General features: G+C 74.6%; 21 protein-coding genes and 1 riboswitch. Of the genes, 10 read left to right on the top strand and 11 right to left on the bottom strand.

What is annotated here, in order from left to right; all coding sequences use genetic code 11:
• Window positions 1-58: 58 nt before the first annotated feature.
• Window positions 59-286, top strand: coding sequence for a (2Fe-2S)-binding protein (locus ACWH4W_RS29820; RefSeq protein ID WP_473078910.1), 228 nt, complete (start codon window positions 59-61; stop codon window positions 284-286).
• A 17-nt stretch (window positions 287-303) separates the two neighbouring features.
• Here ACWH4W_RS29820 and bfr read toward each other — a convergent pair whose 3' ends face one another.
• Window positions 304-822: a bacterioferritin gene (gene bfr / locus ACWH4W_RS29815; protein WP_473078909.1), complete on the bottom strand. Its 519-nt coding sequence runs from the start codon at window positions 820-822 to the stop codon at window positions 304-306.
• Between the two features lie 185 nt (window positions 823-1,007).
• Here bfr and ACWH4W_RS29810 point away from each other — a divergent pair, with 185 nt between their 5' ends.
• The gene (locus ACWH4W_RS29810; RefSeq protein WP_473078908.1) at window positions 1,008-1,655 is read left to right on the top strand and encodes a sulfite oxidase-like oxidoreductase; all 648 of its coding nucleotides are present in this window, start codon (window positions 1,008-1,010) and stop codon (window positions 1,653-1,655) included.
• A 44-nt stretch (window positions 1,656-1,699) separates the two neighbouring features.
• Here the strand turns inward: ACWH4W_RS29810 and ACWH4W_RS29805 are convergent, their stop codons facing one another.
• The 5 genes from ACWH4W_RS29805 to thiO form a co-directional block, all read right to left on the bottom strand.
• Entirely contained in the window at window positions 1,700-2,578 is an 879-nt protein-coding gene (locus ACWH4W_RS29805; protein WP_473078907.1) for a deoxyribonuclease IV, read from the bottom strand.
• A 48-nt stretch (window positions 2,579-2,626) separates the two neighbouring features.
• A complete protein-coding gene (gene pknB, locus ACWH4W_RS29800; RefSeq protein ID WP_473078906.1) occupies window positions 2,627-4,561 on the bottom strand; it encodes a Stk1 family PASTA domain-containing Ser/Thr kinase in 1,935 nt (644 codons plus the stop codon).
• Window positions 4,562-4,683: 122 nt separating this feature from the next.
• Window positions 4,684-5,478, bottom strand: coding sequence for a thiazole synthase (locus ACWH4W_RS29795; protein WP_473078905.1), 795 nt, complete (start codon window positions 5,476-5,478; stop codon window positions 4,684-4,686).
• A gap of 2 nt (window positions 5,479-5,480) precedes the next feature.
• The gene (gene thiS / locus ACWH4W_RS29790) at window positions 5,481-5,702 is read right to left on the bottom strand and encodes a sulfur carrier protein ThiS (RefSeq protein WP_473078904.1); all 222 of its coding nucleotides are present in this window, start codon (window positions 5,700-5,702) and stop codon (window positions 5,481-5,483) included.
• Window positions 5,699-6,865, bottom strand: a complete 1,167-nt coding sequence (thiO, locus tag ACWH4W_RS29785; protein ID WP_473078903.1) for a glycine oxidase ThiO — start codon at window positions 6,863-6,865, stop codon at window positions 5,699-5,701. Before thiO ends, thiS begins: the two co-directional genes overlap by 4 nt.
• A riboswitch (TPP riboswitch) is annotated at window positions 6,863-6,974 on the bottom strand. (Overlaps the previous gene by 3 nt.)
• Window positions 6,975-7,069: 95 nt before the next feature.
• Here thiO and ACWH4W_RS29780 point away from each other — a divergent pair.
• From ACWH4W_RS29780 to ACWH4W_RS29760, 5 genes are all read left to right on the top strand, one after another.
• On the top strand, window positions 7,070-8,305 hold the full coding sequence (locus ACWH4W_RS29780; RefSeq protein WP_473078902.1) for an NAD(P)/FAD-dependent oxidoreductase: 1,236 nt from the start codon (window positions 7,070-7,072) through the stop codon (window positions 8,303-8,305).
• Between the two features lie 90 nt (window positions 8,306-8,395).
• On the top strand, window positions 8,396-8,761 hold the full coding sequence (locus ACWH4W_RS29775; protein ID WP_006131264.1) for an Rv2175c family DNA-binding protein: 366 nt from the start codon (window positions 8,396-8,398) through the stop codon (window positions 8,759-8,761).
• 379 nt (window positions 8,762-9,140) lie between these two features.
• The gene (gene thiE, locus ACWH4W_RS29770; RefSeq protein ID WP_473078901.1) at window positions 9,141-9,800 is read left to right on the top strand and encodes a thiamine phosphate synthase; all 660 of its coding nucleotides are present in this window, start codon (window positions 9,141-9,143) and stop codon (window positions 9,798-9,800) included.
• A gap of 119 nt (window positions 9,801-9,919) precedes the next feature.
• Entirely contained in the window at window positions 9,920-10,843 is a 924-nt protein-coding gene (metF, locus tag ACWH4W_RS29765; RefSeq protein WP_473078900.1) for a methylenetetrahydrofolate reductase [NAD(P)H], read from the top strand.
• A gap of 56 nt (window positions 10,844-10,899) precedes the next feature.
• Window positions 10,900-11,817 carry an SCO2102 family sporulation regulator gene (locus ACWH4W_RS29760; RefSeq protein WP_473078899.1) on the top strand — a complete coding sequence of 306 codons (918 nt, stop codon included), beginning with the start codon at window positions 10,900-10,902 and terminating at the stop codon, window positions 11,815-11,817.
• 96 nt (window positions 11,818-11,913) lie between these two features.
• On the opposite strand, the gene ACWH4W_RS29755 is transcribed toward ACWH4W_RS29760, so the two are convergent.
• Together ACWH4W_RS29755 and ACWH4W_RS29750 are read right to left on the bottom strand one after the other, a co-directional pair.
• Window positions 11,914-13,398: a phytoene desaturase family protein gene (locus tag ACWH4W_RS29755; protein WP_473078898.1), complete on the bottom strand. Its 1,485-nt coding sequence runs from the start codon at window positions 13,396-13,398 to the stop codon at window positions 11,914-11,916.
• Window positions 13,399-13,835: 437 nt separating this feature from the next.
• On the bottom strand, window positions 13,836-14,465 hold the full coding sequence (locus ACWH4W_RS29750; RefSeq protein WP_473078897.1) for a TetR/AcrR family transcriptional regulator: 630 nt from the start codon (window positions 14,463-14,465) through the stop codon (window positions 13,836-13,838).
• A gap of 423 nt (window positions 14,466-14,888) precedes the next feature.
• Between ACWH4W_RS29750 and ACWH4W_RS29745 the strand changes: the two genes are divergently transcribed.
• From ACWH4W_RS29745 to ACWH4W_RS29735, 3 genes are all read left to right on the top strand, one after another.
• Window positions 14,889-15,452, top strand: a complete 564-nt coding sequence (locus tag ACWH4W_RS29745) for an SAV_6107 family HEPN domain-containing protein (protein WP_473078896.1) — start codon at window positions 14,889-14,891, stop codon at window positions 15,450-15,452.
• A 107-nt stretch (window positions 15,453-15,559) separates the two neighbouring features.
• A complete protein-coding gene (locus ACWH4W_RS29740) occupies window positions 15,560-16,330 on the top strand; it encodes a methyltransferase (protein ID WP_473078895.1) in 771 nt (256 codons plus the stop codon).
• Window positions 16,331-16,617: 287 nt separating this feature from the next.
• On the top strand, window positions 16,618-17,022 hold the full coding sequence (locus tag ACWH4W_RS29735; protein WP_106416469.1) for a DUF3040 domain-containing protein: 405 nt from the start codon (window positions 16,618-16,620) through the stop codon (window positions 17,020-17,022).
• Window positions 17,023-17,207: 185 nt separating this feature from the next.
• On the opposite strand, the gene ACWH4W_RS29730 is transcribed toward ACWH4W_RS29735, so the two are convergent.
• Genes ACWH4W_RS29730 through ACWH4W_RS29720 form a run of 3 tightly spaced genes read right to left on the bottom strand, consistent with a single transcriptional unit; the run spans window position 17,208 to window position 22,020 of the window.
• Entirely contained in the window at window positions 17,208-19,595 is a 2,388-nt protein-coding gene (locus ACWH4W_RS29730; RefSeq protein WP_473078894.1) for a transglutaminase TgpA family protein, read from the bottom strand.
• On the bottom strand, window positions 19,592-20,953 hold the full coding sequence (locus ACWH4W_RS29725) for a DUF58 domain-containing protein (RefSeq protein WP_473078893.1): 1,362 nt from the start codon (window positions 20,951-20,953) through the stop codon (window positions 19,592-19,594). Before ACWH4W_RS29725 ends, ACWH4W_RS29730 begins: the two co-directional genes overlap by 4 nt.
• Window positions 20,953-22,020, bottom strand: a complete 1,068-nt coding sequence (locus tag ACWH4W_RS29720; protein WP_473078892.1) for an AAA family ATPase — start codon at window positions 22,018-22,020, stop codon at window positions 20,953-20,955. The genes ACWH4W_RS29725 and ACWH4W_RS29720 overlap by 1 nt, the downstream gene beginning before the upstream one ends.
• Window positions 22,021-22,232: the final 212 nt, after the last annotated feature.

Genomic DNA, 22,232 nt, shown 5'->3' with positions numbered 1-22,232 from the left:
CCTCACCGGCGGAGGGTCGGTACGGCACGACCCAGCTCTTCGTCGGGAGGTGACCCGCGTGTTCGTCTGCAGCTGCTTCGGCGTGACCGAGGAACAGGTGAGGAGCCACGCGGAAGCCGGTGCCTGCACGCCCCGGCAGATCGCCTCCGCCTGCAAGGCCGGCACCGACTGCGGCGGCTGCGTCCGGCGCATCCAGGCGCTGCTCGGCCGCGGCGCGTGCCCCCGGCGCCGGCTCGTCGACCAGGGTGAGCAGCCGCTCGTGGCGGAGGTCCCGGAAGCCGCGTAGGCGGTCTCCCGGCACCGTCAGGGCGACTTGAAGCCGTGCGTCCCGGGGCCCGAGGGGTCCGGCTGGGACTGCTCGATGACCGTCGACAGGTAGAGCGCCTCGCCCAGTTTGTCGATCAGCTCCAGCTGGGTGTCCAGGTAGTCGATGTGGAGCTCCTCGTCGGCCAGGATCGCCTCGAAGACGTTGGCCGACGTGATGTCGTTCTTGTTGCGCATGACCTCGACGCCGCGGCGGAGCCGGTCGATCGCCTCGAGCTCGATCTCGCGGTCGGCCTGGAACATCTCGGTGACGGTCTGCCCGACGCGGACGTGGAACAGCCGCTGGTAGTTCGGCAGGCCGTCGAGCAGCAGGATGCGGTCCGTGAGCAGCTCGGCGTGGCGCATCTCGTCGAAGGACTCGGCGCGGGTGTACTCGGCGAGCCTGGTCCAGCCCTTGTGGTCCTGGAGCTTGGAATGCAGGAAGTACTGGTTGATCGCCGTCAGCTCGGCGGTCAGCTGCTCGTTCAGGAACTCGATGACCTCGGGATCGCCCTGCATGGCACGGGCTCCTTCCGCGTGGGGGGAATGTGCGGGTCGGGGCGCATGATTGCACCCGCGCGCAAGATCTTCTAGTAAGTCTTGACTTAGTGGGTAATCCCGCGCCTTGCCCTTTTCGGTCCGATATGGCCGAATATCGAGAGCCCGGTTCAGGAGCATGGCCACCGGTCTGTCAGGATGGAGACATGGGTCAGCCGGCGGAACGCGAAGCGGGGGAGCGCGCGACACGGGGAGCGGCGGATCACCGGCTCCCGCCGGGACAGCGGCTCCAGAGGGGCTGGCCGGTCACCCACTACGGGCCCGTCCCCAAGTTCCGCCCGGAGCGCTGGGAGTTCCGCGTCTTCGGCGCCACCGCCGACGGCGAGAAGCACTGCTGGAACCACGAGGAGTTCACGGCGCTGCCGTACACCACCGTCGAGGCCGACCTGCACTGCGTGACCAAGTTCAGCATGGTCGGCGCGGAGTGGGGCGGGATCCCGGCGCGCACCGTCGTGGAGATCGCCCCGCCCGCCCCCGACGTCACCCATGTGATGGTGTGGGCGGAGTACGGCTACAGCTCCAACCTGCGGCTCGCGGACTTCCTGTCCGACCGCACCCTCTTCGCCACCCACAAGGACGGCGAGCTGCTCACCGCCGAGCACGGCTTCCCGCTGCGCCTGATCGTGCCCCACCTGTACGCGTGGAAGGGCCCCAAATGGGTCCGGGGAGTGGAGTACATGACCGCCGACCGCCGGGGCTTCTGGGAGGAGCGCGGCTACCACAACGTCGGCGACCCCTGGGGGGAGCAGCGCTACTCCTACCAGGAGGAACCCGGGGACGGCCCCGAGCTCTGACCCCCCCGCACGGCGACCGCCCGTACGGCCGCCGCGCCCGCGGCTCAGCCGTCGCGGAGCTTCTTCAGCCGCTCCACGTCCGCCGCGTGCCCCTCCTTGCCGCCGGGCGTCTCGATGACCAGCGGCACGCCCGCGGTCTCCGGGTGCGTCATCAGCGCCCGGAACGGATCCTCCCCGATGTGTCCCGCCCCGATGGGGGCGTGCCGGTCCTTGTGCGCGCCGGCGACGTCCTTCGAGTCGTTGGCGTGGATCAGCTTCAGGCGGCCCGCGCCGACGGTCGCCACCAGCTCGTCCAGCGTGCGGTGCGCGCCGCCGGGCGCGGCCAGGTCGTGCCCGGCCGCGAAGACGTGGCAGGTGTCCAGGCACACCCCGAGCCTCGGATGGGCGTCCAGCTCCCGGAAGTACGGGCCCAGGTCCTCGACCAGGGAGCACAGCGAGGCGCCCTGGCCCGCGGTCGGCTCCAGCAGCAGGTACGGGTCGTCGTCGCGGGTCAGCTCGTCCAGCAGCGGCAGCATGTGCTCCCGTACCTGCCTCAGCGCCACCGCCCGCTCGCGTCCGCCGGTCGCGCTGCCGGTGTGCACCACCACGCCCCGCGCGCCGATCTCCCGGCCGCGGCGCAGCGAGTGCCGCAGGGACTCCACCGACCGTTCGACGGTCGCCGGGGTGTGGGAGCCGAAGTTGATCAGGTAGGGGGCGTGCACGTACGCCGGCACGGACGCCTCGGCGCAGGCCGCGCGGAACGCCTCGTCCTGCGCGGGGCTGCCGGCCGGTGTGGCCCAGCCGCGCGGGTTGGCGACGAAGACCTGCACGGTCTCCGCCCCCAGGTCACGGGCGTAGGACAGGCCGACGGAATGCAGACCGCCGGCCACGGGGACGTGACTGCCGATCGGGTTGCGGGCGGGGCCGGACGGGTGACTCTTCACCCGTCAAGGGTGTCACGGACGCGCGCGTCACCCGGACGGCCCCCGTCGTCAGCCGATCCTGATCGTGATCGTCGAGCCCTCGGGCGCGGTGTCGCCGCCGTCCACCGACTGGTCCTTGACCGTGTCGCGGAACAGACCCAGCAGACCGCGGTCCTCCTGCACCGCGAACCCGGCCTCCTCCAGCTTCCGCCGGGCCTCGTCCGCCTTGTCGCCGACCACGTCCGGCACCTCGACCATCACCGGGCCCTTGGACAGCGTGAGGGTGACCGTGTCGCCCTCGGCGGCCTGTCCGCCGACGCCCGGGGACTGCCGGGCCACCCGGCCCGCGTCGTGCTCGGAGTGGACCCGCCCGTCGGCGATCTCCACCTTCAGCCCGGCCTCCTCCAGTTCGGCGCGCGCCTCCTCCGGGTCGTCGCCGGTGACGTCGGGCACCTCCACCGGGCTGCCCTTGCTCACCGTCAGCGCCACCGCGGAGCCCGCGCGGACCTCGGTGCCCTTGCCCGGCTCGGTGGAGACCACCGCGTCCCTGGCGACGGAGTCGCTGAACTCCCGGGTCACCATGCCCGGCTCCAGGCCCTCGTCCTCCAGCAGCGACCGTGCCTTGTCCAGCGGGTAACCGTCCAGGTCGGGCACGCGGACGGTCCGCGGGCCCTGGGACACGGTCAGCGACACCGAGGCGCTGCCGCGGACGCGGGCGCCCGCCGCCGGGTCGGTGCTGATCACCTTGCCCCGCTCGACGGTGTCGCTGTACTCCTCCTCGACCTCGCCGACGTCCAGCCCGGCCTCGGCGAGCCGGTCCCGGGCCTCCTGCTCGGTCTTCGACAGCAGCGGCGGGACCTCGGTGAACTGCCCGGAGTTGATGTACCAGACGCCCGCGCCCAGGCCCAGCACCAGCAGCACGGCCACGACGATCGCCGCGGGCCCGCGGCGCAGCGCCGTGCGGCGCCGGGGCGGGAGCGGCGGAGGGGACTGGAGACGGCTGGTGCGGTGCACGGCGTGCGCGCCGCCGTCCTCGTCCTCGTTCACGGGGAGGGGGCGCGGCACGGTGAGCGAGCGCGGGATGACGCTGGTGCGGTCGTCGGCGTTGTCGTGCTCCGCCGAGAGGGCCTGCGGAGGCATCGCGTCGAGCTGCTCGTCGGTGAGCCGGCCACGCGCCTCGCGGGCCACGGCGAACAGCGCCACCGCGTCGGCCGGGCGGGCCTCGGTGGCGCGCGCGGTCGCCGCCGCGACCAGTGAGTCCAGCGCGGGCGCCAGACCGGGCACCACCGTCGAGGGCGGCGGCACGTCGTCGTGCAGGTGCTTGTAGAGGACGATCGCGGGGGAGTCGCCGTCGTGGGGCTTCTCCCCGGTCAGCATCTCGTACAGCAGGATGCCGCAGGCGTACACGTCGACGCGGGGATCGGCGACGCCGTGTTCTATCTGCTCCGGGGCCAGGTACGACACCGTGCCCAGCACGGTGCCCGTGCTGTCGCGGGTGACCGTGTCCACCGCGCGGACCAGCCCGAAGTCGGCGACCTTGACCCGGCCGTCGTCCCCGATCAGCACGTTCTCCGGCTTCATGTCGCGGTGCACGAACCCGGCCCGGTGGGCGGCGCCCAGCGCGGCCAGCACCGGCTCCAGGATGTCCAGCGCGGCCCGCGCCTGCAGCGCCCCGCGCTCCCGCAGCACGTCCCGCAGGGTGCAGCCCGGGATGTACTCCATCGCCAGGTAGACGTACCCCCCGTCGGCGCCCTGGTCGAAGACCTGGACGACGTTGGGATGGGCCAGCCGGGCGACGGACTTGGCCTCGCGGATGAAGCGCTCCACGAAGCCGGCGTCGGAGGCCAGCGAGGGGTGCATCACCTTGAGCGCGAGGACGCGGTCCAGGCGGGTGTCCAGGGCCCGGTAGACCGTGGCCATCCCGCCGACGGCGATCCGCGCCTCGACGCGGTAACGGCCGTCGAGCACCTGCCCGACCAGCGGGTCCTGAAGGGTCGTGTCCACGCAGCGAGTCTACGAGCCCGCGACGACAGCCCCGGCCCGGTCGACCACCGTTGGAGCGGACCTGTGACCTGTGCGACCCGGCCGCGTCCCGCCGCGGTCCGTCCAGCGGGCCGTCCCGCGGGTCAGAAGGCGGGCCTTTCCGGGTCCAGCGCGGCCCGGCCCCCGACCGGCGAGGACGCCTGCGCGAAGTGACGCCGGGGGATGCGCCCCGCCCGCCGCGCGAGCCGTCCCGCCTCCACCGCGCTCCGCATCGCGGACGCCATCAGCACCGGCTCCTGGGCGCGGGTCACCGCCGACGCCAGCATCACGCCGGCGCAGCCCAGCTCCATCGCCAGCGCCGCGTCGGACGCGGTGCCCGCCCCGGCGTCCAGGATCACCGGCACGCCCGCCCGCTCCACGATCAGCTCGAAGTTGTGCGGGTTGCGGATGCCGAGACCGGACCCGATCGGCGAGCCCAGCGGCATCACCGCCGCGCAGCCCACGTCCTCCAGCTTCCGCGCCAGCACCGGGTCGTCGTTGGTGTACGGCAGCACCGTGAACCCGTCGTCGACCAGCGTCTCCGCCGCGTCCAGCAGCTCCACCGGGTCCGGCAGCAGGGTCCGCTCGTCCGCGACGACCTCCAGCTTCACCAGGTCCGTGCCCAGCGCCTCCCGGGCCAGCCGCGCGGTGAGCACGGCCTCCCCGGCGGTGAAACAGCCGGCCGTGTTCGGCAGCACCTCGACGCCCAGCCTCCGCAGCACCGACAGCACCGACCCCCGCACCGAGGGGTCCACCCGCCGCATGGCGACGGTCGTCAGCTCGGTGCCGGACGCCACCAGCGCCCGCTCCAGCACGTCGAGGCTCGGCGCCCCGCCGGTGCCCATGATCAGCCGGGACGTGAAGGTCCGGCCGCCGAGGACGAAGGGATCGTCGGCCATGGTCAGCCTCCTTGGACGGCGGTGAGGACCTCCACCCGGTCCCCTGCGGACAGGGGGGTGGCGGGCCACTGCGCGCGCGGGACGACGGTTTCGTTGAGGGCGGCGGCCACCCCCGAGGGGGCCGCGGTGAGCGACCTCACGACGAGGTCGAGAGCCGTGCCGGGCGGGAAGTCCCGGGGCTCGCCGTTGACGGTGACGGTGACCGTGGGGTCCGGGGCGTTCATACGGACTGCTCCGCGAGGACGGGGGCGCCGAAGCGCCGGGGGGTGAACGGGAGGGCTTCTTCGGGCAGCTCGCCGGTGGTCAGCACCCGCGCCATGGCGTCGCCGGTGACGGGCGTCAGCAGCACGCCGTTGCGGTGGTGCCCGGTGGCCAGCAGCAGCCCGTCGAGGCCGGTCGGGCCGAGCAGCGGCGCGTTGTCGGGGGAGCCGGGGCGCAGACCGGCGGTCGTCTCGGTGAGCGGCAGCTCGGTGAGGCCCGGCACCAGCTCGTGGGCGTCGCGCAGCAGCTCGTAGACGCCGCCCGCGGTGACCGTGGTGTCCCAGCCCAGCTCCTCGCTGGTCGCGCCGATCACCAGCTCACCGCTCTCGCGCGGCACCAGGTAGACGTGGCTGCCGCGCACCACGGCCCGCACCGTGCGGCTCAGGAACGGCTCGGGACGGTCCGGCATGGCCAGCCGCAGCACCTGCCCCTTCACCGGCCGCACCGGCGGCAGCACCTCCGGCGGGACGCCCGCCAGCCGCCCGCTCCAGCTTCCCGCGGCCAGCACCACCTGACCCGCGGCCCGCTCGGCGCCGTCCGTCGTGACCACGCCGGCGGCGCGGTCACGACGGACGACGAGCCGCTCGGCCCGGGTGCGGTGCAGGACGACGCCGGCCCGCTCACAGGCGGTCAGCAGCGCGGACGCCAGCCGCCGCGGGTCGATCTGGTGGTCGCCGTCCACCCGCAGCCCGCCGCGCACGCCCGGCGCGAGCATCGGCTCCAGGCGTCGGCACTCCCGTCCGGTCAGCCACTGCGAGTCCAGGCCGGAGCGCTGGTGCAGGGCGTGCAGCTCGCGCAGATGGGCGCGGTCGTCGGCGTCCAGCGCCACGGCGAGGGTGCCGCAGCGGCGGTAGCCGAGGTCCTGGCCGGCGCACTCGGCCAGCTCGGCCGCGAAGCCGGGGTAGCGGCGCGCCGAGGCCAGGTTGAGGCCCAGCAGCGTCTGCTCGCCGTGGTGCAGTTCGGTGACGGCGGCCAGCATTCCGGCGGCCACCCGGGCGGCGCCCCCGCCCGGCTCGGGATCCACGACGGCCGTGGCGAGACCGGCCTGCGCGGCCCGCCAGGCCGTCACCAGACCGATGATCCCGCCCCCGACGACGAGGACGTCCGCGGTACGCGTGGGCGACATGGGCGTCCAGCCCCTCCCTTCGCCGGCATGACCCGGATCAGGTTCGTACGGTCGGAGGCCGCCAGCCTCCCTCTCAGCCCGGTGCGTCCGGACTCCCGCGAGTGCGTGTACGCGGGCCACCCTAGCCCGCGCCCCGCCGCACCCGTAAGGGACCCCGCCCGGCAGCGGTCCGGCGTGGCGGGCGCGGGTGTCTATGGTGAGCGGGTGAGCGAGCAGACGCAGGAACCGGGAGGGGCCGCGCCGCGCCGGGTCGTGGTGGCGGGCGCGGGCATGGCGGGCGTGCAGACCGCGGCGGCGCTGCGGGAGCGGGGCTTCACCGGCGAGGTGACGCTGATCGGGGCGGAACCCCACCAGCCGTACGACCGGCCGCCGTTGTCCAAGGCGGTGCTGCTGGGCACCGCCGAGAGCTCCGCCTTCGACGTGGACTTCGAGGAGCTCGGCGTCGCCCTGCGGCTGGGCTGCGAGGTGACGGGCCTGCGCCCCGGCGACCACGAACTGGACACGGAGGCCGGGCCCGTCCCGTACGACGTGCTGGTGATCGCCACCGGCGCGGAACCGCTGCGGCTGCCCGCCGCGGAGGGCGTGCCCGGGGTGCACCTGCTGCGCACCCTGGACGACGCCGAGCGGCTGCGGCCGGTGCTCGCCGCGCGGCACGACATCGTGGTGGTGGGCGCGGGCTGGATCGGCGCCGAGTTCGCCACGGCGGCCCGCGAGGCGGGCTGCGCCGTCACCGTCGTCGAGGCCGGGGAACGGCCGCTGGCGGGGGCGCTGCCCGCGGAGGTGGCCGCGCCGATGGCCGCCTGGTACGCGGAGGCCGGCGTCACCCTGCGCACCCACACGCGCGTGAGCGGCGTCGAGCCCGGCGCCGTGCTCCTCGACGACGGCGGCCGGCTGCCCGCCGGCGCGGTGGTCGTCGGCATCGGCGCCCGCCCCGCCACGGCCTGGCTGGCCGGGTCCGGGATCGCCCTCGGGACGCACGGCGAGGTCGTCGCCGACGCGCACCTGGCGACCTCCCTGCCCGACGTGTACGCCGTAGGCGACTGCGCGTCCTTCCCGTCCGCCCGCTACGGCGAGCGCCTGCTGGTCCACCACTGGGACAACGCCCTCCAGGGGCCGCGCACGGTCGCCGCGAACATCGTCGGCGGGACCGCGGGCCGCGAGGTGTACGACCCGGTGCCGTACTTCTGGTCCGAGCAGTTCGGGCGGTTCGTGCAGTACGCCGGCCACCACGCGGACGCGGACCGCACGGTGTGGCGCGGGGACCCTTCCGACCCGGCGTGGAGCGTCTGCTGGCTGCGCGGGGACCGGCTGGTCGCGCTGCTCGCCGTCGGGCGGCCCCGGGACCTGGCGCAGGGGCGGCGGCTGATCGAGGCGGGCGCGGCGATGGACGCGGAGCGGGTGGCCGACCCGGCGCGCCCGCTGAAGTCGGCGGCCGTCTGACACCTCGCGGGCGGGGCCCGCCGCCGACGCGCCCGCCCGGTGGGGCGGGGCTGGCTTCCGACTGTCGGTGGCAGGTGGCAGGCTTGTCCCGTGACCGAGATTGACGCAAAGATCGATGCTCTCGTCCCCGCCTGGCTCACCCTCCCCGACATCGCCGAGAAGCTCGGCGTCGAGGTGACGCGCGTCCGGCAGCTGGTCAAGGAGGGCCAGCTCATCGCCGTGCGCCGGGGGGAGAACCGCGCGCTGCACGTCCCCGCCGCCTTCATCGACGGGGACAAGGTCGTCAAGGGCCTGACCGGGACCCTGACGCTCCTGCGGGACGACGGCTTCACGGTCGAAGAGATGCTGGAGTGGCTCTTCACCCCCGACCCCAGCCTGCCGGGCACGCCCGCCCAGGCCCTCGCGGAGAACCGCGGCACGGAGGTGAAGCGCCGGGCCCAGGCTCTCGCCGTCTGACCGCGCCCGCCCCTGTCCGAACACCGTCCCCGACGGCCGGGGCCCACCGCCCCGGCCGCGGACTCCCGCGCGGCTTCCGCGGGTGTGGGGCCGGGGTGCCGGGCGGGCGCCGGTCCCCATCCGGCCGCAGGCCTGTCGCGCCCGACACCGGCGTCGGCCCCTGCCCGCTCCTTGCGCTGCTGAGTCCTCGCGCGCGGTTCCGTGGGCGCGGGGTGTGCCGTGCCCGAACCGCCGTGCTCCCGTGCCCGAACCGCCGTGCGGTCCCCGCGAGGCACCGCATAGGGTTCCGGCGGCAGGCCCGGCCCGTGGTGGGCCGGGGCCGCCGGCAGCGCGGGCCCGCCCGGCCCGTGTGCCGCCGAGACGAACCCGGGGGGACCCCATGACCGACAGCCCGCGCGCCCGGCTCGCCGACGCCCGCGTCTACCTCTGCACCGACGCCCGCAAGCGGCAGGGCGACCTGCCGGAGTTCCTGGACGCCGTGCTCGCCGGCGGCGTCGACGTCGTGCAGCTGCGCGACAAGGGCATGGAGGCCGCCGAGGAGCTGGAGCACCTGGCGGTCCTCGCCGACGCCTGCGCCCGCCACGGCAAGCTGCTCGCGGTCAACGACCGCGCCGACGTCGCCCACGCCGCGGGCTCCGACGTCCTCCACCTCGGCCAGGGCGACCTGCCCGTCCCCGCCGCCCGCGCGATCCTCGGCGACGAGATCCTGATCGGCCGCTCCACCCACGCCGAGTCCGAGGCCGCCGCGGCCGCCGTCCAGCCCGGCGTGGACTACTTCTGCACCGGACCCTGCTGGCCCACGCCCACCAAGCCCGGCCGCCCCGCCCCCGGCCTGGACCTCGTCCGGTACGCCGCCGGGCTCGGCACCGACCGCCCCTGGTTCGCCATCGGCGGCATCGACCTCGCCACCCTCGACCAGGTGCTGGACGCCGGCGCCCGCCGGGTGGTCGTGGTCCGCGCCCTCACCGAGGCCGACGACCCCGGCGCCGCGGCCGCCGAGCTGGCACGCCGGGTGCGGGAGGCGGCGGACGCCGGCTGACCGGCGCGGCGGGAGGCCGGCGTCTCAAGTCTGTCCACACTGTGGACGGTAAGTCGGCGAATCAGACAAATATCTCGCTTTTGGTTGGGGGGCCGCCGACCCGTGGCTACGCTGCCCGTATGGCCCTCGGAACCGCATCCACCAGGACGGACCGCGCACGCACCGTGCGCGACATGCTCGCCACCGGGAAGACGACGTACTCGTTCGAGTTCTGGGCCCCCAAGACGGAGAAGGGCGAGCGGAACCTCTGGAACGCGCTCCGCAGGATCGAGGCCGTCGCGCCCAGCTTCGTCTCCGTCACCTACGGCGCGGGCGGTTCCACCCGCGCCGGCACGGTGAAGGCGACCGAGCGGATCGCCGCCGACACCACCCTCACCCCGGTCGCGCACCTCACCGCGGTGGAGCACTCCGTGGCCGAACTGCGCAACATCATCGGCCAGTACGCCGACGCCGGGATCCGCAACATGCTCGCCGTGCGCGGCGACCCGCCCGGCGACCCCATGGGCGAGTGGGTGCCGCATCCCCAGGGACTGACCTACGCGGCCGAACTGGTGCGCCTCATCAAGGAGTCGGGCGACTTCTGCGTCGGCGTCGCCGCCTTCCCGGAGATGCACCCGCGGTCCAGCGACTGGGACACCGACGTCGCCCGCTTCGTCGACAAGTGCCGGGCCGGCGCGGACTACGCGATCACCCAGATGTTCTTCCGGCCCGAGTCGTACCTGCGGCTGCGTGACCGAGTCGACGCGGCGGGCTGCGAGACGCCCGTGATCCCCGAGGTCATGCCCGTGACCAGCGTGAAGATGCTGGAACGGTTGCCGAAGCTCAGCAACGCGGCCTTCCCCGACGCCCTCAAAGAGCGGATCCTCGCAGCGAAGGACGATCCGTCGGCGGTACGCTCCATCGGTATCGACTTCGCCACGGAGTTCTGCGCGCGGCTGCTGGCCGAAGGAGTGCCCGGTCTGCACTTCATCACGCTCAACAACTCCACGGCGACGCTGGAAATCTACGAGAACCTGGGTCTGCACCACCCGCCGCAGACCTAGACCGGTCGCACGCGCATACGACACACTGCGTAACGACCACTGGGAGAGGGGCGTACATGGGCTGGGCGGTCCTCTACATCGCGTTCGGCATCGTCGCGCTGTGGCTGCTGGGTGAGGTGCTGCTGCAGTACAAGGCGCGCCTGCGCTGGCGGCTGCTCGCCTTCGTCGGGTTCCTCGGCGTCGTGTTCGGCGTGCTGATCCCGTCCGTGGTGGTGATCGGACTGGGCGCCGCGGCCTTCGCCGTCGGGCAGACCTACGTCACGCTGTCGTTCCGCCGCGGCTTCCAGGCCGGCTGGGCGGTCAACGCGCCGGTGCTGTCCGCCGTCAAGGGCCGCGGCCGTGAACGCGAGGAACCGGCGCTGGAGGCCGACGACCTCGAGGCGTCCGGCGACCGCGCCGACGCGTTCGGCTCCCGCCCGGAGACGGCCGGTCACGGCGCCGACGACGACTACGACCGCGACGACGTCTTCACCCCCGTGTCCGACCGGCAGACGGCCGCGGAGACCACCGCCGTCTACGCACCGCAGCCGATGCCCGACGACACCGGCTCCTACGGCGTCTACGGCGACCAGGGCCACGCCGGCCAGGACCAGTACGCCGCGACCGCGCAGACCGCCGACGCCGACTACGCCTACGACTACTCCGGTTACGGACAACAGGGCTACGACACCGGCCAGCAGTACGCCGCGTACTCCGACCCGTACATCGGCAACCCCACGTACGACGGCGGCGCGTACGACACGGGCTACCCGGACCAGCAGTACGCCCAGCAGGGCTACGCGGCCCCGGACCCGTACGCGACGGGCGGCTACGGCGGCGAGACCCCGGCCGGCGGCCTGTGGGTGCCGCAGCAGCGCAGCGCCGACGACCCGTACGGCGGCGAACTCCCGCCGGAGCAGCGGTACCCGTACCAGGACAGCGGGCAGCAGCAGGGCGCCCACGGCAGCGGGTACGACGAGCAGTACCGCTTCTGAGCGGGCGGGCGGGCGGTCACGAGCAGTACCGCTTCTGAGCGGGCGGGCGGGCGGTCACGAGCGGTCCCGCTCAACCGCCCGCGCCGCGGCCCGTGTTCACCGCGAGCCGCGGAAGTCCGGCCCCTCGACGACGAGTCCGGCCACCAGCGCCCCCGACATCCCGGCGTGCGGCAGCCCGCCGCCGGGGTGCGACCAGCCGCCGACGGTGAACAGCCCCGGCAGCCGCGTGCTGTTGGACGCGTGCAGGAAACGGCCGTCCGCCGCGGCGAGCGCCGGCGACGGCACCGCGCCGCCCTCCGCGCCCGTTTCCCGCGCGACGTCCTGAGGCGTGCGCACCTCGTGCCACAGCAGCCGGTCCCGCAGATCCGGCACGGCCCGCGCGGCGGCCGTGACCATCCGCTCCGCGTACTCCTCGACGCCGGCCGCCCCGGCGGGCGTCACCGCCGTCACCGTCACCGCCTCGTGCCCGGCGTCCGGGACCAGCGCCGGGTCGTCCGGGCGCAGCACCGTCACCGTCGGCTCGGCGGGCAGCCCGCCGCCGGACAGCGCGTCCAGCTCCGCCTCGCGGTTCCGGGTGTGCACGACCGTCCGGTGCGGGGCGCCCTCCGGGCGGCCACCGCGCAGCGCCAGCAGCACGGTCGTCCGGCTCGCCCCGTCCCGCCGGGCGGGCACCTCGCCCTCCCCGCGCAGCCGCGTGCGGCTCATCCGCTCCAGCGCGGCGGGGTCCACCCCCGCGACCACCAGGTCCGCCTCCACCGCCGTGCCGTCGGCGAGTTCCACACCCGCCGCCCGGCCGTCCTTCTCCAGCACCGCGGTGACCTCCGCGCCGAAGCGGAACTCCACCCGGCGGGCCAGACACCGCTCGTACACCGCCCGCGCCAGCTCCCGCAGCCCGCCGCGCACGTACCAGGTGCCGAAGGCGTGCTCCATGTACGGCAGCACCGCCGCGCTCGCCGGGGCGGTCCGGGGATCGAGCCCGAACGCCAGGGCGTGGCTCTCCAGCAGCGCCCGCAGCCGCGGGTCACGCAGCTCCCGGTCACCCACCTCGGCCAGCGTGACCGCCTTGCGCGTGCGCAGCAGCCGCCGGTGCGGGACCGCGGGGTAGGGCTCGCGCGCGGCCAGCACCTCCCAGTTGGGCCACAGCGGCTCCTCCAGCAGCGGGCGGCGCGCCCGGTCCCAGGCCTCGCGGGCCCGCACCAGGAAGTCGCCCCAGCGCCGCGCCGCGTCCGCGCCCAGCGCCTCCTCCAGCGCGGAGATCACGCCCGCGCGCGAGGCGTTCGGCAGGGAGACCCGGGTGCCGTCCGCGAAGACGTGGTGCGACGACGGGTCGGCCTGCACCAGCTCGACGCACTCCTCCAGCGGCTCCCGGCCCGTCTTCACGAACAGGTCGCGGTAGACGGCGGGCAGCGGCAGCAGCCCGGGACCGGTGTCGAAGGCGAACCCGTCCCGTTCCCGGCGGCGCAGCGCACCGCCGTACGTCTCCGTCCGCTCGTACACCGCCACCCGGTGGCCCGCGACGGCCAGCCGGGCGGCGGCCGCCAGCGCGCCCGCGCCGGCGCCGATCACCGCAATCCGTGCCATGCCAGGGACTTTATCCGCCGCCGGTCACGGCCCGTCCCCGAGTACCCGCACCCCCGCGGCGTGACCGTCCGGGCGCACACCGTGGTGGGCCCGGGTGCGCAGGCGTGAGTACGCGTACCTAGCCGGCGAGTTGAGTACGGCGGCGGATGGGCCCGGACCGGCGGGACCGGGAAAGTGGAGGCCACGGAGAGGGGCCCGGACCCACGGGACCGGCGACACGGGGCGCCGGAACGGAGCCGGCCCGCGATCCGCTCCTTCCGCCGGCGCCGTCGGCGGGAGCGAGGCACGGGGGAACCCGGGGGAACGACCGCGACGGGGGTTCCACGGGGGGACGTACGGGGGAACGGAAGGCGCCGGCCCCGGCCGGTGGCCCGCGGGGGACGCGGCCACCGCCGGACCGGCGCCTTCACGTGTGCGGCGCCGGTGCGGGCTCCCGGTCAGGGGCGGCCGCTGACCCGGCCCTGCAGCAGCCGCGACAGCGCCGCGTGCACGTCGTCCAGGGACCGCTCCGGCTGGAACGACTTCCAGTCCAGCGCCGCCACCAGCACCATGCCCACCAGCGCCGCCGCCGTCAGCGGCACGTCGATCTCCTCGTTGAACTCCCCGGCCGCCACGCCCTCGCGCAGCACGCCCTCGACCACCGCCACGGCCTGCTGCCGCACTACCATCAGCGTCGACTGCCAGGCCCGGTTGGTGCGCCACAGCTCGGCCACGTAGAGCTGCGTGAAGGCCGGGTAGCGGTCGATGAACACCAGCCCGGCGCGGATCATGGCGTCCAGGGCGTCGACGGTGGAGCCGCCCTCCCGGTCCGTCCGCTCGGCCGCCTCCCGCAGCGAGGCGGTCAGCAGGCCGACCCCGTGCCGCAGCAGCTCCTCGAAGAGGACCGACTTGCTCGCGAAGTTGTAGTAGACGGTGCCCTTCGCGACGCCCGCCCGCTCGGCGATCTCGTCCACGGTGGTGGCGGAGAACCCCTGCTCGGCGATGAGGGTGACGGCCGCCTCGTAGAGCTTCTGCCGGGTGGCCTCGCGGCGGGCGCTGCCGCCCGGCGTGGTGCTGCTGCGTTCCATGGCCCTGATTCTCACAGGAGCGCCCGTCCGTCCGTTCACAGGCTCAGCTCCGGGAGCAGCCGGTCGAGCGTCCACACCCGCCGGCGGTGGGCCGACAGCGCGGTCAGCGCGAGCGCGTGGGCGGCGCCCGAGGGAGTGCCGGTCTCGTCGGCCGCGGCCGTCTCCTCCGGGCCGGCGTCGGTGCGGTCGTCGGTGCGGCCGGGATCCGCTGTCGGGGTGCCGGTGTCCGCGGCCGTGCCGGCGGGGGAGGCGCCGGACTGCTCCTGGAATTTTTAAACTGACTAGTTAGCACAAAAGTCAGCTCGAACGGACGAGCGAGGCAACGTCGCAGGTCAGAACGGATTGTCAGTGCCATACCGCACGATGTGCACATACGGCACTTGCCTCATGGCGTGCCGTCACGAAGACGACAGGAGGTTCGTCATGGCCCACTCGTCCGCAGCAGCCGCCCGTCGGCGCCGCGCAACCGGCCCTGCCCCCTCACTGAACAACGGCCCGGCGAGCGACATCCACCCCGTGCTGCGCCGCGCCACGGCCCCGCCGGCCGCCCTCGACCTGCTCGCCCAGGCCCGCGCCGGACTCGACGAGGCCGCCGTCCTCGACACCCCCAACGAGCGCTACGCCATGGCCCACCTGGCCGCCCTGCGCACCGCCGCCGCCGTGCTCGCCGCCCGGGGCAGGCCCGAGACCTCGCCCCGGGCGCGGGCGAAGATACGAAGCGCGTGGGAGGTGCTCCCCGAGATCGCGCCCGAACTCACCGAGTGGAGCGCCCTCTTCGCCTCCGGGGCGCAGCGCCGTGCCCGGGCGGAGGCGGGCATCCAGGGCGCGGCGACCGTGCGGGACGCCGACGACCTGATCCGGGACGTGGCGATGTTCCTGCGTCTGGTCGAGCGGATGCTGGTGCTCCAGCCGGTGCTGCCCCAGCCCCGCCCCGACCAGGACGGCCCGGACACCACCCCGCGCGGTGGCCTGCCCGACGCGGGCTGACCGGAGCGCCACCGGGTGAGGGCGGGCCGCCGGACAGGCCATAGGGTGGACAGCGCCTGAAACCGACCGCCCCGCCCCAGGCGGTGCCCCGCCGAGGAGTCACCACCGTGCCGGACCCGATGCGCCCCCGCGCCGCTCTCCGTACCGCCGTTGTCCAGGACGTCCTCCAGGACGCCCTGGAGCGCCGGGTCGAGGCCACCGGACGGCAGGCTCTGGACGTCCTCGACACCGGCGGCGGCAGCGGCAACTTCGCCGTGCCCCTGGCCCGGCTCGGCCACCGGGTGACCGTCGTCGACCCCAGTCCCGACGCGCTGTTCGCCCTCGGGCGCCGCGCCGCCGAGGAGGACGTCGCGGACCGGGTGCACGGCGTGCAGGGCGACGCCCGCGGCCTCTTCGACGTCGCCGAGCGCGGCGGCTACGACGTCGTGCTGTGCCACGGCGTCCTGGAGTACGTCGACGACCCGGCGGAGGGCGTGCGCAACACGGTGGCCGCCCTGCGCCCCGGCGGCGTCCTCAGCCTGCTCGCCGCCGGTCTGGGCGGCGCGGTGCTCGCCCGCGCCCTCGCCGGGCACTTCACGGAGGCCCGGCAGGCGCTCGTCGACCCGAACGGCCGATGGGGCGAGGGCGACCCCGTGCCGCGCCGCTTCACCGCCGACCAGCTCACCGCGCTGGTGCGCGGCGCGGGCCTGGAGGTCGGCGCGGTGCACGGCGTACGGGTCTTCTCGGACCTCGTCCCCGGGGTGCTGGTCGACACCGAGCCCGGGGCGCTGGAGGCGCTGCTGAAGCTGGAGGCCGCAGCGGCCGAGCTCGAGGCGTTCCACTCCGTGGCCACGCAGCTTCATGTGCTCGGTGAGGCCACGGGGGCCGCCGAGGCGTGAGCCGTCGTCCGTGACACGGCGCTGATCAGCGGCGCGTCCGGCGGCCCCGGGGCGCATGGACTGTGCCACAGGCCCCCCGAATGGCGGCTCGGAGCCGTATGATCGAGGGAGACCGCCCGGCATGACGGGTCGGCCGCCGGGGAATGACAGCCTCAGCGGACCGGTGCGTGATGGCGGACACCGGTCGGCAATTGGCGCAGAGGGGCGGGTTTCACGGGGGCGATTCCCTGCCTATCCTGAAGGGACCCCCCGGGTCGCCCCGGCGACTGCACGATGAGGAGGACTCCGTGCCGCTCTCGGAGCACGAGCAGCGCATGCTCGAGCAAATGGAGCGAGCGCTGTACGCCGAAGATCCCAAGTTCGCGACAGCGCTCGAGGGAAGCGGGCTGCGTACGTACACCCGGCGACGGGTCTACCAGGCGGTCGCGGGCTTCCTCGTAGGTATTGCGCTCCTCATGGCCGGTATGGTCGCCCAGCAGGTGTGGCTCAGCGTCGTGGGTTTCCTCGTGATGCTGGGATGCGCCGTGCTCGCGGTGACCGGATGGCGCAAGGCGCCCAAGCCGGGTGAGCAGGCCGCCGGTGCGAGTGCCGCGCCGCGCGCCGGCCGCCAGAGCAGAGCGCGTCGCTCGATGATGGACCGCATCGAGGAGCGGTGGCAGCGGCGCCGTGACGAACAGGGCGGCGGCCACTGAGGCCTCGTAGCTTCCGGTTCAGGGGTGCCCACCGACACGGTGGGCACCCCTGAACCGTCCCTGGCACCGGCCGCGGCCCCACCCGGGCGCTCCGTGGTTGTTCTCGCGCGGTTGCCCGCGCCCCCCTCAGGGAGGCGCGGGCAACCGCGCGTACGGCTCAGGACGGCGCGTGGCCGCCCCCGGCCTCAGCCCCGCTGACGGGACGGGAGGCGCCAGTTCGGGCGGAGGGCGGTGAGACGCTCCCGCAGGGCCGTCCACCGGTCGGACACCGTCCACACCACCCGCACGGCCGACCGCGGCGCCAGCACCGCCCGCAGGCGGGTACGGCGCGACGCCGAGGCCCGCAACGCGGCCGTCGCGCGCCGCACGTCGTCCGCCAGGCCCACGGCCGGCCGCGGCCGCGGCGCGTACAGCACCTGTTCCACCGCCCCCGCCAGCCGGTGCACCGACGCCGCCGCGTCCCCCTCGAGCCGGCCCTGCCGCACGAGACGGTCGGCGGCCCCGCGCGCGGTCAGCGACTCGTCCGGCACGATGCCGTGGTCCCAGGCTGCGTCCGTCAGCTCCTCCCAGGCGGCCAGCACGGACGGCGCGACGTCCTCCTCCGAGCGGCCGTGGCCGCCCAGCCGCCGTGCCCGCATCCGCGTCCGCCACAGCAGCGGCGACAGCGGCAGCGCCAGGGCCAGCAGCCCGGCCGACGTCCACAGCAGCACCACGTGCCACTTCGGACCGTCGTCGTCCACCGGGAGGGCCGCCTGCGGAGACTCGCTCTCGCAGGCCCCCGGGTCGCTGCCGTCCGCCCGGCAGTCCGTGCTCTGCGACGGCGCGGCCGCCGGGTCCGAGGGCGCGGCCTGCGACGGCCGGGCCGGATCCGCCGGCCCGTTGTCCTCGACTTCCTGCACGGTGTAGTCCGGCGTCGAACCACGGGTCGGGGTCGGCTCGAACCGCGTCCAGCCCACGCCCTCGAAGTACAGTTCGGGCCAGGCGTGCGCGTCCCGCATCGCGACCGAGATCGTGCCGTCGGCCTGCGGGACGCCGGGGGCGAAGCCCACCGCGATACGCGCCGGGATGCCCAGCGACCGCGCCATGGACGCCATCGCGAAGGAGTAGTGCACGCAGAAACCCCGCTTGTCCTGCAGGAAGCGGGCGATCGCCTGCGAGTCGCTGCCGACGTCGACCTGGGTGTCGTACTGGAAGTCGCCGCTCAGCGTGAACCAGTCCTGCAGCATGACCGCCCGGTCGTAGGCGCTCCTCGCGCCGTCGGTCACGTCACGCGCGGTCCGGTGCACCACGGGGGGCAGCGAGTCGGGCAGCTCGGTGTACTCGCGCAGCATCCCGGCCGGCGGCTCCGGCGCCCCGGCCAGCTGCTCCGCCGTGGGCCGCACGTCGAGGCTGCGCACCTCGTACGTCAGGCCGCTGGTGCTCTGCCCGTGGTCGCCGACCAGCGTCATGCCGACGGGCTCGTAGCGCCAGTCGCCCTGCACGCTCACCCGGCTCGGCGGGTACGGCATCGGCAGCCAGGTCTGACCGTACGTCTTCGCCACCGAGATCGACGTGCCGACCTCCGTGAACTCCACGTCGGGGCCGAGGCCCGGCGGGGCGGGGAAGCCCTCGGGCACCTGGGTGATGGCCCGCTTCGACGGCTTCCACGTGGTGCCGTCGAAGTCGTCCAGGGACACGATGCGCAGGTACAGGTCCGAGGCGTTCTCCATCTCGGTGCGCACCGAGAACACCTGGCGGTCGTCGTCGTTGTTCAGCGAGTCGCGCAGCGACACCAGCGGGTTCACCGCGGAGATGGTGCCGCCCCCGCCGTTCCCCGCGCCCAAGCCCCGGCCGTCCGGGCCCAGCAGACCGCCGTCCATCGCGGGCAGCGCCAGCGGCACCACCAGGGCGATGCCGAGCGCCACCACGCCGATCCGGTGCCCGAAGCGCACCGGCGCCGGCGCGCCGGACGTCTCCCCGCCCCGGCCGCGCGACGGCCCGACGAACACCCGGCCCCACTGGGAGAACCGGTCCCGGCCCTCGGCGAGCAGCAGCATCAGATAACCGGCCGCCGCCAGCAGGAACCACAGCCACTCGATGCCGTTGTCCGTCAGACCCGCGGCCACCGAGTACAGGGCGAGCAACGGCAGTCCGGCCGGGGCCGCGCTGCGGAAGGTCACCGCGAGGGCGTCCACCAGCAGGCCGATGACCAGCACCCCGCCGACCAGCATCAGACGGATGCCGTCGGTCAGCGGCGCCGGTATCGCGTACCGGTTGACGTCCTCGCCGCCCTGCTCCAGCAGCAGGCCGAAGAAGCGCACGGCGTCCGGGCCGGGTATCAGCCCGGCGACGGCGTGCTCCCGCGCGAACATCAGGGTGAGCAGCAGCAGCGTGACGACGACCTGCGCCGTCACCGTCAGCGGCCGCGCCAGCGGCACCCGCCGCGCCGCCGCGCCCACGCCCGCCTGCACGCCCAGCAGCAGCGCCGCCTGCAGTATCCAGACGATCGACTCCACCAGCGGCAGCAGCGCGCAGGCCGCCAGCAGGGTGGCCGCCCAGGCGCGCACCGTCAGCCTGGCCAGTGAGCTGATCACGGTCCCTCCCCACCGCTCGCCGCCACCAGGCCCGAGCGTTCACGGTCCGCCTGCCGCCACAGCTGCTCCAGCGAGGCGCCCCGCGGCACCGCCACGGCCGTCCAGCCCGACTCGCGCAGCATCCGCAGCCGCTCCTCGCCCGGCTCCGCGGACCCGGGCACGTCCGAGGGCTCCCGCTGCCAGTCGTCGCTGTCCAACAGGAAGGCGACGGCGCCTCCGGTGCGCTGCCGCATCCGGGCCAGCACCGCGGTCTGCTCGTCGTCCAGGTCGCCGAGGAACGCCACCAGCAGACCCTCGCCCCCGGAGCGCAGCACGTCATAGGCGCGGGACAGGCCCTCCTCGCCGGAGTGGTCCACCACGGCCAGGGTGTCCATCATTAGCCCGGCCGCGTCCGCCGGTTCCTGGTGCACCCCTGAGAACCCGTCGGCGCCCTCGCCGGGCACCGAGTCGCCGGTGTCGGTCAGCAGTCGCACCGAGAGGCCCCGCTCCAGCATGTGCACCAGCACCGAGGCCGCGCCCGACACCGCCCACTCGAACGCGGAGTCCGGCCCCGCGCCCTCGTAGGCGACGGCACGGGTGTCCAGCAGCACCGTGCAGCGGGCGCGCTGCGGCTGCTCCTCGCGGCGCACCATCAGCTCGCCGTAGCGGGCGGTGGAGCGCCAGTGGACGCGGCGCAGGTCGTCGCCGTAGCGGTAGCCGCGCGGGATCACGTCGTCCTCGCCGGCCAGCGCCAGCGAGCGCTGCCGCCCGTCGCCGTACCCCTTCGAGTCGCCGCTCAGCCGCACCGGTGGCAGCGCCTCCACGCGGGGGGTCACCGTCAGCGTGTCGTACGAGGAGAACGAGCGGTTCAGCTCGCACATCCCGAACGGGTCGGACAGCCGCAGCTGCAGCGGGCCCAGCGGGTAGCGGCCGCGCAGGTCGGAGCGGACCCGGTAGGACACCTCACGGCGCCCGCCCGCCTCCACCCGGTCCAGCACGAACCGCGGGCGCGGACCGAGCACGTAGGGCACCCGGTCCTGGAGCATCAGCAGGCCCGTGGGCACCCGGGAGACGTTGTCCATGCGCAGGTGCACCCGCGCCTCGGTCCCCGCCGGTACCCGGCCGGGGGAGAGCCGGCGGCTGCCCGCGACCCGGTAGCGGGTGCGGTAGAGCACGGCCGCGCACACCAGCGGCAGCACCGCCAGCAGCAGCCCGACCCGCAGCAGGTCGCTCTGCCCGAGCACGTACGCGCAGATCGCGGCCGCGATCCCGGCCGCCAGGAAGGAGCGCCCCCGGGTGGTGAGCCCCGCCAGGGCGGTCCTCAGCCCGCCCCGGTCGCCCCGGTCGTCGTCGGCCTGGACCGCGCCGGCGGTGCTCATCACAGCCTCCGGGGCGGCTGCTGGCCGTAGCCTCCGCGGCCCAGGCCGGACCCGGCGGGCTGGCCGGCCGCCCCGGGCACCGCGGTGCGCTGCAGGATCTCCTGCACCACCTGCTCGGCGGTGCGGCGGTTGAGCTGGGCCTGCGCGGTGGGCAGCAGACGGTGGGCGAGCACGGCGACGGCGAGCGCCTGCACGTCGTCCGGCAACGCGTAGTCACGGCCCTCCAGGGCCGCCGCCGCCTTCGCCGCCCGCAGCAGATGCAGCGTCGCGCGCGGCGACGCCCCGAGTCTGAGGTCCGGGTGCGTGCGGGTGGCGGCGACCAGGTCGACCGCGTACCGCTGGATCGGCTCGGCCACGTACACGCTCCGCACCGCCTCGATCAGCTTCACGATCTCGTGCGCGTGCGCCACCGGCTGGAGGTCCTCCAGCGGGGAGACGCCGCCGTGCACGTCGAGCATCCGCAGCTCGGCCTCCGCGCTCGGGTAGCCGACCGACACGCGGGCCATGAAACGGTCGCGCTGGGCCTCCGGCAGCGGGTAGGTGCCCTCCATCTCGACCGGGTTCTGCGTCGCCACCACCATGAAGGGGCTGGGCAGTTCGTAGGTCTTGCCGTCGATGGTGACCTGGCGCTCCTCCATCGACTCCAGCAGGGCCGACTGCGTCTTCGGCGAGGCGCGGTTGATCTCGTCGCCGATCACGATCTGCGCGAAGATGGCGCCCGGCTTGAACTCGAAGTCACGGCGCTGCTGGTCCCAGATGGACACACCGGTGATGTCCGAGGGCAGCAGGTCCGGTGTGAACTGGATGCGCCGCACCGAGCAGTCGATCGACCGCGCCAGTGCCTTCGCCAGCATCGTCTTGCCGACTCCCGGGACGTCCTCGATGAGCAGGTGTCCCTCGGCGAGCAGCACGGTCAGCGAGAGCCGTACGACCTCGGACTTCCCCTCGATCACGCCTTCCACCGAACCGTGCACGCGCTCCACGACGGCGGTCAGGTCCTCCCCGACCGCCCCGTATGCCCGGTCGGGGGCGCCCCCATGGCTCGCACGATCGTCATAGGTCGTCACCCGGCCCTCCTCGGCCTTTCCCGCGCTCCGCAATGAAGCGTGGGTTCCCCACATGTCCCGGCCGATCCCTTGCCCAGCGGACCGGCCCTCCCCGAATCACGGGCGTCACCCGGGAAAAGTTCCGGGTGACACCACTTCCGCATTCTTGCCGTCGTTACCGTTTCGTGTCACTCGCCTGTGGACAACTGACAGCTATATGTCAGCTTTTACGA

It is taken from the genome of Streptomyces sp. DSM 120436 (assembly GCF_055778765.1).
Note: the sequence above shows the minus strand (reverse complement) of the source record. Positions and strands in the feature narration are given on the sequence as shown.